This is a genomic window from Streptomyces sp. NPDC007189 (assembly GCF_040703635.1).
Taxonomy (GTDB): Bacteria; Actinomycetota; Actinomycetes; order Streptomycetales; family Streptomycetaceae; genus Streptomyces.
Genome location: NZ_JBEYEY010000012.1, coordinates 116,512 through 130,380 on the forward strand (window position 1 = coordinate 116,512; position 13,869 = coordinate 130,380).

Below are 13,869 nucleotides of genomic sequence, written 5' to 3' on the forward strand. Positions count from 1 at the left end.
CCCTCAGACGTACTCCGTCGGAATGACGGGTTCCCCTCGGGAGAGCTGGGTCGCGGACAGCGGCAGGTTCGCGCGGGCGGCCTTGTGGCGGTCCCGGGGCACGTCGAGCGGCTCGCGGGCGACGATGGCCCCGCCCTTGACCAGCTGGACCAGCAGCTGCCGGTCGGCCAGCTCCGCCGGCACCGGCCCGGTGCCCAGGACCTCGGCCTCCGCGACCCCGTCCTCGTCCAGCCGGCGCGCCGCCCACTTGCGGCCGCCGATGGAGGTCTTGCCGCCGCTGGACTTCTTCGCGACCGGCACCAGCGGCGCGTCGGGGTCGCCGGACTCGGCGCGGGCGACCAGCTTGTAGACCATGGAGCAGGTCGGGTGCCCGGAGCCGGTGACCAGCTGGGTGCCGACGCCGTACGCGTCCACGGGGGCGGCGGCGAGCGACGCGATGGCGTACTCGTCCAGGTCCGAGGTGACGACGATCTTGGTGTCGGTCGCGCCCAGCTCGTCCAGCTGCTGCCGGACCCGGTGCGCGACGAGCAACAGGTCGCCGGAGTCGATGCGGACGGCGCCCAGCTCCGGGCCGGCCACCTCCACCGCCGTACGGACGGCCTCGGCGACGTCGTAGGTGTCCACCAGCAGGGTGGTGCCCCGGCCGAGGCTGTCGACCTGCGCCTGGAAGGCGTCCCGCTCCCGGTCGTGCAGCAGGGTGAAGGCGTGCGCGGAGGTGCCGACGGTCGGGATGCCGTAGCGGAAGCCGGCGGCCAGGTCCGAGGTGGTCGCGAAGCCGCCGACGTACGCGGCGCGCGCGGCGGCGACCGCGGACAGCTCGTGGGTGCGGCGGGCGCCCATCTCGATCAGCGGGCGGTCCCCGGCGGCGGAGGCCATCCGGGAGGCCGCGGCGGCGATCGCGGAGTCGTGGTTGAGGATGGACAGGATCACCGTCTCCAGCAGCACGCACTCGGCGAAGGAGCCCTCGACGCGCATGATCGGCGAGCCGGGGAAGTAGACCTCGCCCTCGGGGTAGCCCCAGATGTCGCCGCTGAAGCGGTAGCCGGCGAGCCAGGACAGGGTCTCCTCGTCGACGATCTTCCGCTCGCGCAGGAAGCCGAGGACGCCCTCGTCGAAGCGGAAGTTCTCCACCGCGTCCAGGACGCGTCCGGTGCCCGCCACCACGCCGTAGCGGCGTCCTTCCGGCAGCCGCCGGGAGAAGACCTCGAACACGCTGCGCCGTTCGGCCGTACCGCCCTTCAGGGCGGCCTGCAGCATCGTCAGTTCGTACTGGTCCGTGAAGAGCGCCGTCGAGGGAACATCCACCGGCAGCCCAAGGTCCGCTGTGTTCATGACCAAGATGCTACACCCCTTTTCGTCGGTGTGACGATTTCCGGGCTCCGTGGCAGCATGGGCAGTGTGACGTCACCCGCGCCCGTAGAGATCGAACGCACCGAGTCGGCGGAGGAGGTCTTCGCCGTACCCGAGCCCGACGTCCCCTGGGTCACCATCGTGCACAACGACCCGGTCAACCTCATGAGCTATGTGACGTACGTCTTCCAGACGTACTTCGGCTACTCCAAGGACAAGGCCACCAAGCTCATGCTCGACGTCCACCACAAGGGCCGGGCCGTCGTCTCCAGCGGGACGCGCGAGGAGATGGAGCGCGACGTGCAGGCGATGCACGGCTACGGTCTGTGGGCCACCCTCCAGCAGGACCGGAAATGACCCGAACCCGTCCGCAGGACCGGAAGTAGCGAACTCACTTACATGCCCGGACTCTTCGAACCGCTCCCCGGCGGCGGCGCGGCCGTCGCGCTCGATCCCGTCGAGATCTCGATCATCCGCTCGCTGGCCGTCCAGCTGCTGGAGCTCATCGGTCCCGGCCCCGGCGCGGACAGCCCCCAGGACCCGCTCGCGGAGCTGTTCGCCGACGGTCCGAGCGAGCCGCCCGCCGACCCGGTGCTCAAAAGGCTCTTCCCGGACGCCTACAGCGACCCGGAGGAGGCGCCTCACTCGCCCGCCGAGGCCGAGGAGTGGCGTGCCCACTCCTCGGAGTTCCGCCGCTACACCGAGAACGACCTGCGGGCCGGCAAGCGGGACAACGCGCTCGCGGTGATCCGCGCCCTGGACGCGCTCGCCCCGGTGGACGAGGGCGGCGCGGTGCTGAAGCTGACGCCTCAGGATTCCCAGCGGTGGCTCGGCGCGCTGAACGACCTGCGCCTCGCGATCGGCATCCGGCTGGAGATCGCCGATGACGACGACACCGATCTGCTCTACGGACTCCCGGACGAGGACCCGCGCAAGCCGATGGTCATGGCCTATCTGTGGCTCGGCGGACTCCAGGAGACGCTCGTCCACACACTGATGCCGTAAACCGGGCATTTTACGGTGCACGGGTGTTCGCTCAGCGGACGCTCAAATCCGGATAACGATCCCGTCACCGTTGCGGCCTGGTCTGCCCGTTCAGCGCATCATATGTCCGCTTCTTCTTGTGGGCTGCGCCACAATCGACCCCTGTGATCACTGTTGCGGCCGTGATAAATCTTCACGATCGCCCGGCCGACACCACCCATGTCCAGCCGGGTGCGCCACCGAGCCGACGACCGTCGGCCAGGCTCAGCGGACCCGACGAAGCCCGAGCACGGACGTCGTCGAGCCCGCTCGCTCCAGCAATCCGGGGGGATCGAAACCCGATCCGAGGCCGAGGTGAGGCCCGGGTCGGCATGGAGAAAGGCGCACCACACATGACCTCAGCGCAGGTCGACCAGCATCGCGACGGCACGGAAGCCGCGCCGGCCGACAGCGAGGGCGGCGAGGGATACCAGCGCGGGCTCGGGGCCCGGCAGATCCAGATGATCGCCATCGGCGGTGCCATCGGCACCGGCCTGTTCCTCGGCGCGGGCAAGGGCATTTCCAAGGCCGGACCGAGCCTGATCCTGGCCTACGCGGTCGCGGGCCTCGTCATCTTCCTGATCATGCGGGCGCTCGGCGAGCTGCTGATGTACCGCCCGGTGTCGGGTTCGTTCTCGGAGTACGCGCGCGAGTTCATCGGACCCTTCGCGGGCTTCGTCACCGGCTGGACGTACTGGCTGTTCTGGGTGGTCACCGGCATCACCGAGGTCACGGCCGCGGCCGCCTACATGACGTACTGGTTCGACATCCCGCAGTGGGTCTCGGCCCTGGTCTTCACGGTCGTGCTGTACGGCGCCAACCTGATCTCCGTGAAGCTCTTCGGTGAGCTGGAGTTCTGGTTCTCCATGGTCAAGGTCACCGCGATCGTCGGCATGATCCTGATCTGCGCCGGCATCCTGACGATCGGCTTCTCCGACGCCGGCGACACCGCGTCCGTGAGCCACCTGTGGAGCGACGGCGGCTTCTTCCCGCACGGCGTCGGCAACACCCTGATGACCCTGCAGATGGTCATGTTCGCCTTCCTCGCCGTCGAGCTGGTCGGCGTCACCGCGGGCGAGTCCAAGGACCCCAAGACGGTGCTGCCGAAGGCGATCAACACCGTGCCGTGGCGCATCGCCGTGTTCTACGTCGGCGCGCTGATCATGATCCTGTCGGTCGTGCCGTGGACCAACTTCCACCCCGGCGTGAGCCCCTTCGTGGCCGCCTTCCAGAAGATGGGCCTCGCCGCCGGCGCCGGCATCGTGAACTTCGTCGTGCTCACCGCCGCGCTGTCCTCCTGCAACTCCGGCATGTACTCCACCGGCCGCATGCTGCGCGACCTGGCGCTCAACAGCCAGGGCCCGAAGTTCTTCACCAAGCTGACGCGCAGCGGTACCCCGCTGGTCGGCACCACGTTCTCCGCCGCGCTGATGCTGGTCGGCGTCTGGATCAACTACCAGTGGCCGGGCAAGGCGTTCGACTACGTCGTCTCCTTCGCGACCATCTCCGGCATGTGGGCCTGGATCGTCATCCTGCTCTGCCAGCTCCGCTACCGGGCCAGGGCCGACCGCGGGGAGCTGCCGCAGAGCGAGTTCCGCGCGCCGGGAGCGCCGTACACGAGCGTCTTCGCACTGGCCTTCATCTTCATGGTGATCGTACTGATGGGTATCGACAAGGACGCCCGGGTCTCGCTTTACTGTGCTCCGCTGTGGGCCGCGATCCTCGGCGTGTCCTACTGGGCGCTCCGGCGCCGCAACCCGGACGCCGTGGCCTTCAAGAAGCGCTGACCCTCCCCGAGGACGTCCGGCCGCACGGGGCTCTCGTGGCGCCCCGTTCGCGGCCGCCGCTCAGGACGTCCGCCATGTGGGCCGTTCCGTACCACCTCTCGGTACGGAACGGCCCATCTGCTTATCCTGACCACCATGCTGACCATCACCCAGGCCCTCGTCGACCAGATCGTCGCCCACGCGCGCAAGGACCACCCCGACGAGGCGTGCGGCGTCGTGGCGGGCCCGGCGGGCTCGGACCGGCCCGAGCGCTTCATCCCCATGCTGAACGCCGCGATGTCGCCGACCTTCTACGAGTTCGACTCGGGCGACCTGCTCAGGCTCTACCGCGACATGGACGACCGCGACGAGGAGCCGGTGGTCATCTACCACTCCCACACCGCCACCGAGGCCTACCCCTCGCGCACCGACATCTCCTACGCCAACGAACCCGGCGCCCACTACGTCCTGGTCTCCACCCGCGACACCGACGACCTCGGCGACTTCCAGTTCCGCTCCTTCCGGATCGTGGACGGCGAGGTCACCGAGGAGGAGGTCAGGATCGTGGAGACCTACTGAGAGCCTGCGGTCACGCCGTGCGGTCTCGCAGTGCGGATGAAATCTGTCCGCGATGCGGGATCACACTCCGGGATCCGGACCGGGAATCGATACGATGAGCCCATGGTTCTCATCGACGTGAGCGACAAGGCGCCGGGCACGCTGCTCGTGGCGCGGCTGCACGTCGACCTGTGCAGGCTGAACAGCGCCATCTGTTGATCCACCCCGCTGCGCCCGTCCGGCCGTGAGCCGCGGGGCGGCCCCGCCGCGCGCCTGACCGAACCGACGACACCTTCCGACAGGAGCCCTGAGCCATGGCCATCGAGGTCCGCATCCCCACCATCCTCCGCACCTACACCGACGGTCAGAAGGCGGTGGAGGGCACCGGGAACACCCTCGCCGAGCTGTTCGCCGACCTCGAGACCCGGCACGCGGGCATCCAGGACCGCATCGTGGACGAGGGCAAGCTGCGCCGCTTCGTCAACGTGTACCTGAACGACGAGGACGTCCGCTTCATCGACGGCATCGACACCAAGCTGTCCGACGGCGACACCGTGACGATCCTGCCGGCCGTGGCCGGCGGCATGGCCTGAGATCCGGCATGCGCTACGACTCCCCGCTGGCCGCGGTGGGCAACACCCCCCTGGTGCGCCTGCCGCGTCTGTCGCCGTCCCCCGACGTCCGCATCTGGGCCAAGCTGGAGGACCGCAACCCCACGGGCTCGGTCAAGGACCGCCCCGCGCTGCACATGATCGAGCAGGCGGAGAAGGACGGCCGGCTCACCCAGGGCTGCACGATCCTGGAGCCCACCTCCGGCAACACCGGCATCTCCCTCGCCATGGCGGCCAAGCTCAAGGGCTACCGCATGGTGTGCGTGATGCCGGAGAACACCTCGCAGGAGCGCCGGGACCTGCTCGGGATGTGGGGCGCCGAGATCATCTCCTCCCCGGCCGCGGGCGGCTCCAACACCGCCGTGCGCGTGGCCAAGGAGCTGGCCGCCGAGCACCCCGACTGGGTGATGCTGTACCAGTACGGCAACCCGGACAACGCGGGCGCCCACTACGCCACCACCGGCCCCGAGATCCTCGCCGACCTGCCCTCGGTCACCCACTTCGTCGCGGGCCTCGGCACCACCGGCACCCTGATGGGCGTCGGCCGCTATCTGCGCGAGCACCGGCCGGGCATCCAGATCGTCGCCGCCGAACCACGCTACGACGACCTGGTCTACGGCCTGCGCAACCTCGACGAGGGCTTCGTCCCCGAGCTGTACGACGCCTCGGTGCTCACCACCCGCTACTCGGTCGGCTCGGCCGACGCGGTCACCCGCACCCGTGAACTCCTGCAGCAGGAGGGCATCTTCGCGGGCGTCTCGACCGGCGCCGCCCTGCACGCGGCGATCGGCGTGGGCCGCAAGGCGGTCAAGGCGGGCGAGTCCGCCGACATCGTCTTCATCGTGGCCGACGGCGGCTGGAAGTACCTGTCCACCGGCGTCTACACGGCGGCCACCACCGAGGAGGCCATCGAGACGCTGCAGGGCCAGCTCTGGGCGTAGCCCGGCGGCCCGGCACCTTCCAAGTGCGGCCCAGCCCCCTCTTATGAGGGGGCTAAGCCATTCCTATGGCAGGGCAAAGAATTCCGCCCGGTACTGCCGGTAACAGCGGGGTCGAGGCTACGTTCCTCCCGCACCTGGCATGTCACGCTCATCCGGCGCGCTGTCAGGTGTCTGTGAGTGTCATGCTCATGACTGCGCGGTTCCGCCGCCGCTTCGCGCGCGTCAAGGGCCTGCCAATCCAGTGCGAAACCCCACGTCAACCGGAGGCAGCACCCCATGCGTGAGTCACGCCCGAGCAGGCGGAGACGGAGTCTGCGAAGACTGGTCGCCGTCGCCTTCCCCGCCCTCGCCCTCACCGTCGCCGGTCTCGTCGCGGCCCCCACGGCCGGAGCACAGACCGCTGTCGGACACCCCCACACCACCAAGGTCACGCAGAACGCCACAGCGCTGACCGACCCCGCGCGGCAGACCTTCCACGCGACCGGCAAGGCCGGCCAGAAGGTGCCGACCGAGCACCTGTGCGGCAAGCCCTCGCCGGGCCACGCGTCCTGCTTCGCCCAGCGCCGCACCGACATCAGGCAGCGCCTCGCCTCGGCGGTCGCCGCGGCCGCGCCGTCCGGCCTCTCCCCGGCCAACCTGCACAGCGCCTACAACCTGCCCACCACGGCCGGTTCGGGCATGACGGTCGCCATCGTCGACGCCTACAACGACCCCAACGCCGAGTCGGACCTGGCCACGTACCGCTCCACGTACGGCCTGTCCGCCTGCACCAAGGCCAACGGCTGCTTCAAGCAGGTCAGCCAGACCGGCTCCACCACCCAGCTGCCGACGAACGACAGCGGCTGGGCCGGTGAAGAGATGCTCGACGTCGACATGGTCAGCGCGGTCTGCCCGAACTGCAGCATCATCCTGGTCGAGGCCAACTCCGCCAACGACACCGACCTCGGCATAGCCGAGAACGAGGCGGTCTCCCTCGGCGCCAAGTTCGTCTCCAACAGCTGGGGCGGCTCCGAGGCGTCCTCGCAGACCACCGAGGACACCCAGTACTTCAAGCACCCCGGCGTCGCGATCACCGTCTCCGCGGGCGACTCCGGCTACGGCGCCGAGTACCCGGCGACCTCCCAGTACGTGACCGCCGTCGGCGGCACCGCGCTCACCACCGCCTCCAACTCCCGTGGCTGGAGCGAGTCGGTGTGGAACACCAGCTCCACCGAGGGCACCGGCTCCGGCTGCTCGGCGTACGACCCGAAGCCGAGCTGGCAGACCGACACCGGCTGCTCCAAGCGCATGGAGGCCGACGTCTCCGCGGTCGCCGACCCGGCCACCGGCGTAGCGGTCTACGACACCTACGGCGGCTCCGGCTGGGCGGTCTACGGCGGCACCAGCGCCTCCGCCCCGATCGTCGCCGGCGTCTACGCCCTCGCGGGCACCCCGGGCGCGAGCGACTACCCGGCGAAGTACCCGTACAGCCACACCGGCAACCTGTACGACGTGACCAGCGGCCACAACGGCTCCTGCTCCACCTCGTACTTCTGCACCGCGGGCGCCGGCTACGACGGCCCGACCGGCTGGGGCACCCCGAACGGCACCGCCGCCTTCACCTCCGGTGGCAGCACCGGCGGCAACACGGTGTCCGTCACCAACCCCGGCAGCCAGTCGACCACGACCGGTGGCTCGGTCAGCCTGCAGATCAAGGCCACGGACAGTGCGGGCGCGGCCCTCACCTACAGCGCCTCCGGCCTGCCGACCGGGCTGTCCATCAACAGCTCCACCGGCCTGATCTCCGGAACCGCGTCCACCGCGGGCACCTACCAGGTCACGGTCACCGCGAAGGACTCCACCGGCGCCTCCGGCTCGGCCTCCTTCACCTGGACCGTCGGCTCCTCCGGCGGCGGCTGCACCTCCTCCCAGCTGCTGGCCAACCCCGGCTTCGAGTCCGGCAGCACCGGCTGGACCGCCTCCAGCGGCGTCATCACCAACGACACCGGTGAGGCGGCCCACGGCGGCTCGTACAAGGCCTGGCTCGACGGCTACGGCTCCTCGCACACCGACACCCTGTCCCAGTCGGTGACGATCCCGGCCGGCTGCAAGGCCACGCTCACCTTCTACCTGCACATCGACACCGCCGAGACCGGCAGCACCGCGTACGACAAGCTGACGGTCACCGCCGGTTCGACCACGCTGGCGACGTACTCGAACGTGAACGCCAACTCGGGTTACGCGCAGAAGACCTTCGACCTGTCCTCGCTGGCGGGCCAGACGGTCACCCTGAAGTTCAACGGCGTGGAGGACTCCTCGCTGCAGACCAGCTTCGTCGTGGACGACACCGCCCTGACGACCAGCTGATCAGCACCCGCCGAACAGGTGATCCCGCACGCGGAAGCCGTCCGCGTGCGGGATCCTTTTTCCGCCCGGGTACGTCTCATCCGCACCACCGGCCGCCCCTCACGGCCACGGCAGAAAGGCGAACCCCCATGCGGCGTACGACGACCCCCCTCGCCCTCGCGGCGGCAGCGCTGCTCCTCGCCGGATGCGGCTCGCACAGCGGCAAGGACGACTCGAGCGCCGGCAGGGTCTCGCCGTCGCCCTCCGCACCGGCCACGCGCGGCTGCGCCCCCCTGGTGCAGCTCAAGGCCGCCGACAGCGGCCGTACCGTCTGCGTGGCCAAGGGCGGCGAGGTCCGCCTCACCCTGGACGGCACCAAGTCCCGCCCCTGGAAGCCGGTGACGGCCCACGGCAGGGTGCTGCAGGGCATCAACGCGGGCTTCGTCATCCAGCCGGGCCAGGCCACGGCCGCCTACCGGGCGGTCGCCACCGGCACCGAGACGCTCACGTCCTCCCGCCCCCTGTGCGCCGAGCCGACGGCTCCGGGTCAGGTGTCCTGCAAGGGGATCCAGGAGTGGACGGTCACGGTGAACGTGAAGTGATCAGCCGGCCAGGTGCCGTACCTGGTCCCACAGCACGGGGTCGACCACGCCCACCCGGCGGCGGAAGTCGCCCACCGGCACCTCGCGCAGCTCGTCGGTCTCCACGAAGCTGGGGCGGCCGCGGGCGTCGCCGACCGCGCCGGGCGGCAGCGGGATCACCCCGGCCCGCTCGTCGTGGTACTTGCTGGTGATCTTGGCGACCGTGGCCCGGTTCCCGCGCACCGCCAGCACCAGACACGGCCGGTCCTTCGCCCGCCCGTCTCCCGCCACCGCCCTGTCCGACGCGCTGCGCGCGGCCCCATTTGATCCTGCGCGGTCCTCGTACGGGACGTCCGCCCACCATATGTCCCCGGGGGCCGGCCGGGTGGCCCGGCCCTCACGCGTGCCCGCGCGGCCGAACGCGCCGAGGCGCCGGCCGGCGTACCGGCGGCCGCGTCCCCAGCCGTCGACGAGCGTGGCGACCAGCGCGAGCAGTACCACCGCCGCGAGCGCCAGCCACCAGGACGTGTCCATACGACGACGTTACCGGCGCGCGCCAAGGAATGCGCGCCCTCTGCAGAACCTTCTGCGCCCCCGGTCCAGCCGAACCGGTGACAGCACAGGTGAGTTCGCCCACAACGGCCCCTGGCGGAGGAGCGACCCGTGGTTTTGCGCCTTACGCTCGACGGACCGCACGACCCCCGTTCCCCGCCCTTGTGATCTTTTCCGCCAACGGAGGTTTCTGCTTCATGAAGCTCACCGTCGTCGGCTGCTCGGGGTCGTTCCCGTCCGCGGAATCGGCCTGCTCGAGCTACCTCGTCGAGGCCGACGGCTTCCGGCTGCTTCTCGACATGGGCAACGGCGCCCTGGGCGAGCTGCAGCGCCACTGCGGTCTCTACGACCTCGACGCGATCTTCCTGAGCCACCTGCACGCCGATCACTGCATCGACATGCTGGCCTACTTCGTCGCGCGCTACTACCGCCACGACGGCGGCCGCTGCGACCCGATCCCGGTCTACGGCCCCGAGGGCACCGAACACCGCCTGACGACGGCCTACGCCGACACGCCCTCCGCCTCCTCCATGAGCGAGGTCTTCGACTTCCACACCGTCAAGCCGTCCACGTTCGAGCTGGGGCCGTTCACCGTGCACACCGAGCGGGTCCGCCATCCGGTGGAGGCGTACGCCATCCGGATCGAGCACGGCGGGCGGTCGCTGACGTACTCCGGCGACACGGGGGTCACCGCGGCGCTGGACCAGCTGGCCCGGGACACCGACCTGTTCCTGTGCGAGGCGGCGTTCACGCACGGCAAGGAGGACATCCCCGATCTGCACCTCAACGGCCGCCAGGCGGGTGAGACGGCCGCGCGGGCCGGCGCCCGGCGCCTGGTCCTCACCCACATCCCGCCGTGGACCGACCCCGGCATCAACCTCCGTGACGCGCGCGAGGTGTTCGCGGGGCCGGTGGAGCTGGCCGCGCCCCGGGCGACGTACGAGATCTAGCCTCCGCGCATGACGAAGGCGCCGGAACCCGAGGGGTTCCGGCGCCTTCGTGCGTCCTTGAAAGGGCGCGTCCTACGCCTTGGTGAGGTCCTCGATCTCCTCCTCGGGCTCGCGGCCCGGGGTCGGGAGGTCGAACTTGGTGATGGCGAAGCGGAAGACCGTGTAGTAGATCGCCGCGAAGACCAGGCCGATCGGGATGATCAGCCAGGGCTTGGTCGCCAGGTTCCAGTTGAGCGCGTAGTCGATGAAGCCCGCGGAGAAGGTGAAGCCCGCGTGGACGCCGAGCGCCCAGGTGATCGCCATGGACAGCGCCGTCAGCACCGCGTGGATCGCGTACAGCAGCGGCGCGATGAACATGAAGGAGAACTCGATGGGCTCGGTGACGCCGGTGACGAACGAGGTCAGCGCGAGGGAGATCATCATGCCGAGGACGGCCTTGCGGCGCTCCGGGCGGGCGGAGTGCGCGATGGCGAGCGCGGCGGCCGGCAGACCGAACATCATGATCGGGAAGAAGCCGGACATGAACATACCGGCGTGCGGGTCACCGGCGAAGAACCGGTTGAGGTCACCGTGCACGACCTGGCCGGCGGCGTTCTTGTAGTCGCCGATCTGGAACCAGGAGACGGTGTTGACGAACTGGTGCATGCCGACCGGGATCAGCGCGCGGTTGACCAGGCCGAACAGACCCGCGCCCAGCGCACCGAGACCGGTGATCCACTCGCCGGCGTGGGAGATGCCCTCACCGATCGGCTTCCAGACCAGACCGAAGAAGACGCCCATGGCGGTGCCGACGAAGGCCATGATGATCGGCACCAGCCGGCGGCCGTTGAAGAAGCCGAGCCAGTCCACCAGCTTCTTGCGGTGGTAGCGCTGCCAGAGCACGGCGGCCAGCAGACCCATCAGGATGCCGCCGAGGACACCGGGGTTGTTGTAGGTCGCGGCTATGTCCGCGCCCTTGGTGACCTGGGCCTCGGTGACCGGGAACGCCTTCAGTACATTGCTGTAGACGAGGAAGCCGACCAGGGCGGCCAGCGCCGTCGAGCCGTCCGCCTTCTTGGCGAAGCCGATCGCGACGCCGATGCAGAACAGCATCGGCAGATTGTCGAAGATCGCGCCACCGGCCGTGGCGAACACCGCCGTGACCTTGTCGGGCAGGTTCAGCTTGTCATGGATGTCCTGCTGGCCCAGGCGCAGCAGGATGCCCGCCGCCGGCAGCACGGCGATGGGAAGCTGCAGGCTGCGGCCGACCTTCTGCAGGCCCTGGAACAGGCCCGATCCCCGCTTCTTCGCGGGAGCCGCCGTGGCGGTGGCGGTGCTCATGGTGGGTTCCTCCATCGGGTGGTGGTCTACACCACTCAGTGGTGTAGACCTGTTTTAGCAGATGAAGGCCGGACAAGGAACCGCGAAATCCGCGACGGAAGCGCTACGCGCAGTGCCGGTGTGCCAAGGCGTCACGCCTTGGTGATGTCCTCGACCTCGTCCTCCGGCTCGCGCCCCGGCGTCTTCAGGTCGAACGTCGTGATCGCGAACCGGAAGACCGCGTAATAGACGACCGCGAAGCACAGGCCGATCGGGATGATCGCCCACGGTTTCGTCGCCAGGTTCCAGTTGATCACATAGTCGATCAGGCCCGCCGAGAAGCTGAAGCCGTCGTGCACCCCGAGCGCCCAGGTCACCGCCATCGAGACCCCGGTGAGCACGGCGTGGACGGCGTACAGAAGAGGAGCGATGAAGAGGAAGGAGTACTCGATCGGCTCGGTGATGCCGGTGACGAACGACGTCAGCGCCACCGACAGCATCAGCCCGCCGACCTCCTTGCGGCGGTGCGGCTTGGCGCAGTGCGTGATCGCCAGCGCGGCCGCCGGCAGCGCGAACATCATGATCGGGAAGAAGCCCGAGGTGAACTGGCCCGCGTGCGGATCGCCCGCGAGGAACATGTTGATGTCGCCGTGCACCACCGTGCCGTCCGGCCTGGTGTAGCTGCCGAACTGGAACCAGATGGGCACGTTCAGGAACTGGTGCAGGCCCACCACGAGCAGCGCCCGGTTGGCGAGCCCGAACACGCCCGCCCCCCACGCCCCGATGGACCGCAGCCAGTGGCCGAAGCTCTCCAGGGCGCCGCCGATCGGCGGCCAGATCCACAGGCACAGCGCCGCGAACACGATCGCCACGAACGCCATGATGATCGGCACCAGCCGCCGGCCGTTGAAGAAGCCCAGCCAGTCCACCAGCCGGGTGCGATGGAAACGCGCCCAGAAGAAAGCGGTCAGCAGCCCCATGACGATGCCGCCGAACACGCCCGGGTTCTGGAAGGTGAACGGCGTCACCGACCCCACGCCCGCCCCGACGCTCACCTGGCAGCCGACCTGCGGGACCGTCTTCGACCCGCCGGGGCACGCCTCGGGGAACTGGTGCAGCACGCCGTAATAGACGAGGAAGCCCGCCACCGCCGCGAGCGCGGTGGAGCCGTCCGCCTTCTTCGCCATGCCGATCGCGACGCCCACGCAGAACAGCAGGGGGAGACCGAGGGAGCCGTCGAGCAGGGCGCCGCCCGCGCCGGTCATGACCTTGGAGACGGCCGTCCACCCCAGCCCCTGGTCCCCGAACACGTCCGGCTGTCCCAGCCGGTTCAGGATGCCCGCCGCCGGCAGCACCGCGATCGGCAGCTGCAGACTCCGGCCCATCTTCTGCAGGCCCTGGAACAGGCGGTTCCAGCGCTCCCGCGCCGGACCGGCCGTGCTGTCGGCGGGCGCGCTCCCGGCACTCATGGCGTCCTCCCGGCACTCGACTCCCGCGCGGTTTGGCGACCGTACCCGCTGTGGTGTAGACCAGTTGGCGGACGGTTCCGCTGTCGTGATCGCCATCATTCGGCACGTACGGCATGACCGCTCGCGAAGATGGGCCAACTGTGGGTTACTGCGACAAAGCGGTTCGGATCAGGGAGAAGGAACATGGCCAGCAAGGCTGAGAAGATCGTCGCCGGCCTCGGCGGTATCGACAACATCGAGGAGATCGAGGGCTGCATCACCCGGCTGCGCACCGAGGTGTCCGACCCCTCCCTGGTCGACGAGGCCGCTCTGAAGGCCGCCGGCGCCCACGGCGTCGTCAAGATGGGCACCGCCGTCCAGGTGGTCATCGGCACCGACGCCGACCCCCTCGCCGCGGAGATCGAAGACATGATGTGAGCCGCGCCGGTTCACCCCCGAGGGGCT

General features: G+C 69.7%; 15 protein-coding genes. 11 read left to right on the forward strand and 4 right to left on the reverse strand.

The window, feature by feature from the left end; translation table 11 throughout:
- Nucleotides 1-3: 3 nt before the first annotated feature.
- Entirely contained in the window at nt 4-1,332 is a 1,329-nt protein-coding gene (locus tag AB0950_RS24120) for a nicotinate phosphoribosyltransferase (protein WP_360160440.1), read from the reverse strand.
- A 57-nt stretch (nt 1,333-1,389) separates the two neighbouring features.
- Between AB0950_RS24120 and clpS the strand changes: the two genes are divergently transcribed.
- The 9 genes from clpS (at nt 1,390) to AB0950_RS24165 (ending at nt 9,176) form a co-directional block, all read left to right on the forward strand.
- Nucleotides 1,390-1,707, forward strand: a complete 318-nt coding sequence (gene clpS / locus AB0950_RS24125; RefSeq protein WP_097264689.1) for an ATP-dependent Clp protease adapter ClpS — start codon at nt 1,390-1,392, stop codon at nt 1,705-1,707.
- 42 nt (nt 1,708-1,749) lie between these two features.
- Nucleotides 1,750-2,355 (forward strand): DUF2017 domain-containing protein, encoded by a 606-nt coding sequence (locus AB0950_RS24130; protein WP_360160439.1) that lies wholly within the window; start codon nt 1,750-1,752, stop codon nt 2,353-2,355.
- Nucleotides 2,356-2,726: 371 nt separating this feature from the next.
- Nucleotides 2,727-4,160: an amino acid permease gene (locus AB0950_RS24135; RefSeq protein ID WP_360160438.1), complete on the forward strand. Its 1,434-nt coding sequence runs from the start codon at nt 2,727-2,729 to the stop codon at nt 4,158-4,160.
- Between the two features lie 135 nt (nt 4,161-4,295).
- Entirely contained in the window at nt 4,296-4,718 is a 423-nt protein-coding gene (locus AB0950_RS24140; protein ID WP_360160437.1) for a M67 family metallopeptidase, read from the forward strand.
- A 102-nt stretch (nt 4,719-4,820) separates the two neighbouring features.
- Nucleotides 4,821-4,916, forward strand: coding sequence for a putative leader peptide (locus AB0950_RS24145; RefSeq protein ID WP_313905537.1), 96 nt, complete (start codon nt 4,821-4,823; stop codon nt 4,914-4,916).
- Nucleotides 4,917-5,011: 95 nt separating this feature from the next.
- Entirely contained in the window at nt 5,012-5,290 is a 279-nt protein-coding gene (locus AB0950_RS24150) for a MoaD/ThiS family protein (RefSeq protein WP_330339705.1), read from the forward strand.
- 8 nt (nt 5,291-5,298) lie between these two features.
- The gene (locus AB0950_RS24155) at nt 5,299-6,249 is read left to right on the forward strand and encodes a cysteine synthase (protein ID WP_360160436.1); all 951 of its coding nucleotides are present in this window, start codon (nt 5,299-5,301) and stop codon (nt 6,247-6,249) included.
- A gap of 276 nt (nt 6,250-6,525) precedes the next feature.
- A complete protein-coding gene (locus tag AB0950_RS24160; protein ID WP_360572480.1) occupies nt 6,526-8,595 on the forward strand; it encodes a putative Ig domain-containing protein in 2,070 nt (689 codons plus the stop codon).
- 128 nt (nt 8,596-8,723) lie between these two features.
- Nucleotides 8,724-9,176: a hypothetical protein gene (locus AB0950_RS24165; RefSeq protein ID WP_360145443.1), complete on the forward strand. Its 453-nt coding sequence runs from the start codon at nt 8,724-8,726 to the stop codon at nt 9,174-9,176.
- On the opposite strand, the gene AB0950_RS24170 is transcribed toward AB0950_RS24165, so the two are convergent.
- On the reverse strand, nt 9,177-9,689 hold the full coding sequence (locus AB0950_RS24170; RefSeq protein ID WP_360145440.1) for a type II toxin-antitoxin system PemK/MazF family toxin: 513 nt from the start codon (nt 9,687-9,689) through the stop codon (nt 9,177-9,179). It abuts the gene before it with no gap.
- Between the two features lie 215 nt (nt 9,690-9,904).
- On the opposite strand from AB0950_RS24170, the gene AB0950_RS24175 reads away from it, so the two are divergent.
- Nucleotides 9,905-10,657 (forward strand): MBL fold metallo-hydrolase, encoded by a 753-nt coding sequence (locus tag AB0950_RS24175; protein ID WP_360145437.1) that lies wholly within the window; start codon nt 9,905-9,907, stop codon nt 10,655-10,657.
- Between the two features lie 72 nt (nt 10,658-10,729).
- Here the strand turns inward: AB0950_RS24175 and AB0950_RS24180 are convergent, their stop codons facing one another.
- Entirely contained in the window at nt 10,730-11,977 is a 1,248-nt protein-coding gene (locus AB0950_RS24180; RefSeq protein ID WP_360145434.1) for a PTS transporter subunit EIIC, read from the reverse strand.
- 131 nt (nt 11,978-12,108) lie between these two features.
- Complete coding sequence (locus AB0950_RS24185; RefSeq protein WP_366779381.1) at nt 12,109-13,425, reverse strand: PTS transporter subunit EIIC; 1,317 nt, start codon at nt 13,423-13,425, stop codon at nt 12,109-12,111.
- 183 nt (nt 13,426-13,608) lie between these two features.
- Between AB0950_RS24185 and AB0950_RS24190 the strand changes: the two genes are divergently transcribed.
- Nucleotides 13,609-13,842, forward strand: coding sequence for a PTS glucose/sucrose transporter subunit IIB (locus AB0950_RS24190; protein WP_360145428.1), 234 nt, complete (start codon nt 13,609-13,611; stop codon nt 13,840-13,842).
- Nucleotides 13,843-13,869 lie beyond the last annotated feature (27 nt).

Bases quoted from the DNA above. Each gene is read 5' to 3' on its own strand.
- AB0950_RS24120 (WP_360160440.1), bottom strand. From the start codon at position 1,332: ATGAACACAGCGGACCTTGGGCTGCCGGTGGATGTTCCCTCGACGGCG.
- clpS (WP_097264689.1), top strand. From the start codon at position 1,390: ATGGGCAGTGTGACGTCACCCGCGCCCGTAGAGATCGAACGCACCGAG.
- AB0950_RS24130 (WP_360160439.1), top strand. From the start codon at position 1,750: ATGCCCGGACTCTTCGAACCGCTCCCCGGCGGCGGCGCGGCCGTCGCG.
- AB0950_RS24135 (WP_360160438.1), top strand. From the start codon at position 2,727: ATGACCTCAGCGCAGGTCGACCAGCATCGCGACGGCACGGAAGCCGCG.
- AB0950_RS24140 (WP_360160437.1), top strand. From the start codon at position 4,296: ATGCTGACCATCACCCAGGCCCTCGTCGACCAGATCGTCGCCCACGCG.
- AB0950_RS24145 (WP_313905537.1), top strand. From the start codon at position 4,821: ATGGTTCTCATCGACGTGAGCGACAAGGCGCCGGGCACGCTGCTCGTG.
- AB0950_RS24150 (WP_330339705.1), top strand. From the start codon at position 5,012: ATGGCCATCGAGGTCCGCATCCCCACCATCCTCCGCACCTACACCGAC.
- AB0950_RS24155 (WP_360160436.1), top strand. From the start codon at position 5,299: ATGCGCTACGACTCCCCGCTGGCCGCGGTGGGCAACACCCCCCTGGTG.
- AB0950_RS24160 (WP_360572480.1), top strand. From the start codon at position 6,526: ATGCGTGAGTCACGCCCGAGCAGGCGGAGACGGAGTCTGCGAAGACTG.
- AB0950_RS24165 (WP_360145443.1), top strand. From the start codon at position 8,724: ATGCGGCGTACGACGACCCCCCTCGCCCTCGCGGCGGCAGCGCTGCTC.
- AB0950_RS24170 (WP_360145440.1), bottom strand. From the start codon at position 9,689: ATGGACACGTCCTGGTGGCTGGCGCTCGCGGCGGTGGTACTGCTCGCG.
- AB0950_RS24175 (WP_360145437.1), top strand. From the start codon at position 9,905: ATGAAGCTCACCGTCGTCGGCTGCTCGGGGTCGTTCCCGTCCGCGGAA.
- AB0950_RS24180 (WP_360145434.1), bottom strand. From the start codon at position 11,977: ATGAGCACCGCCACCGCCACGGCGGCTCCCGCGAAGAAGCGGGGATCG.
- AB0950_RS24185 (WP_366779381.1), bottom strand. From the start codon at position 13,425: ATGAGTGCCGGGAGCGCGCCCGCCGACAGCACGGCCGGTCCGGCGCGG.
- AB0950_RS24190 (WP_360145428.1), top strand. From the start codon at position 13,609: ATGGCCAGCAAGGCTGAGAAGATCGTCGCCGGCCTCGGCGGTATCGAC.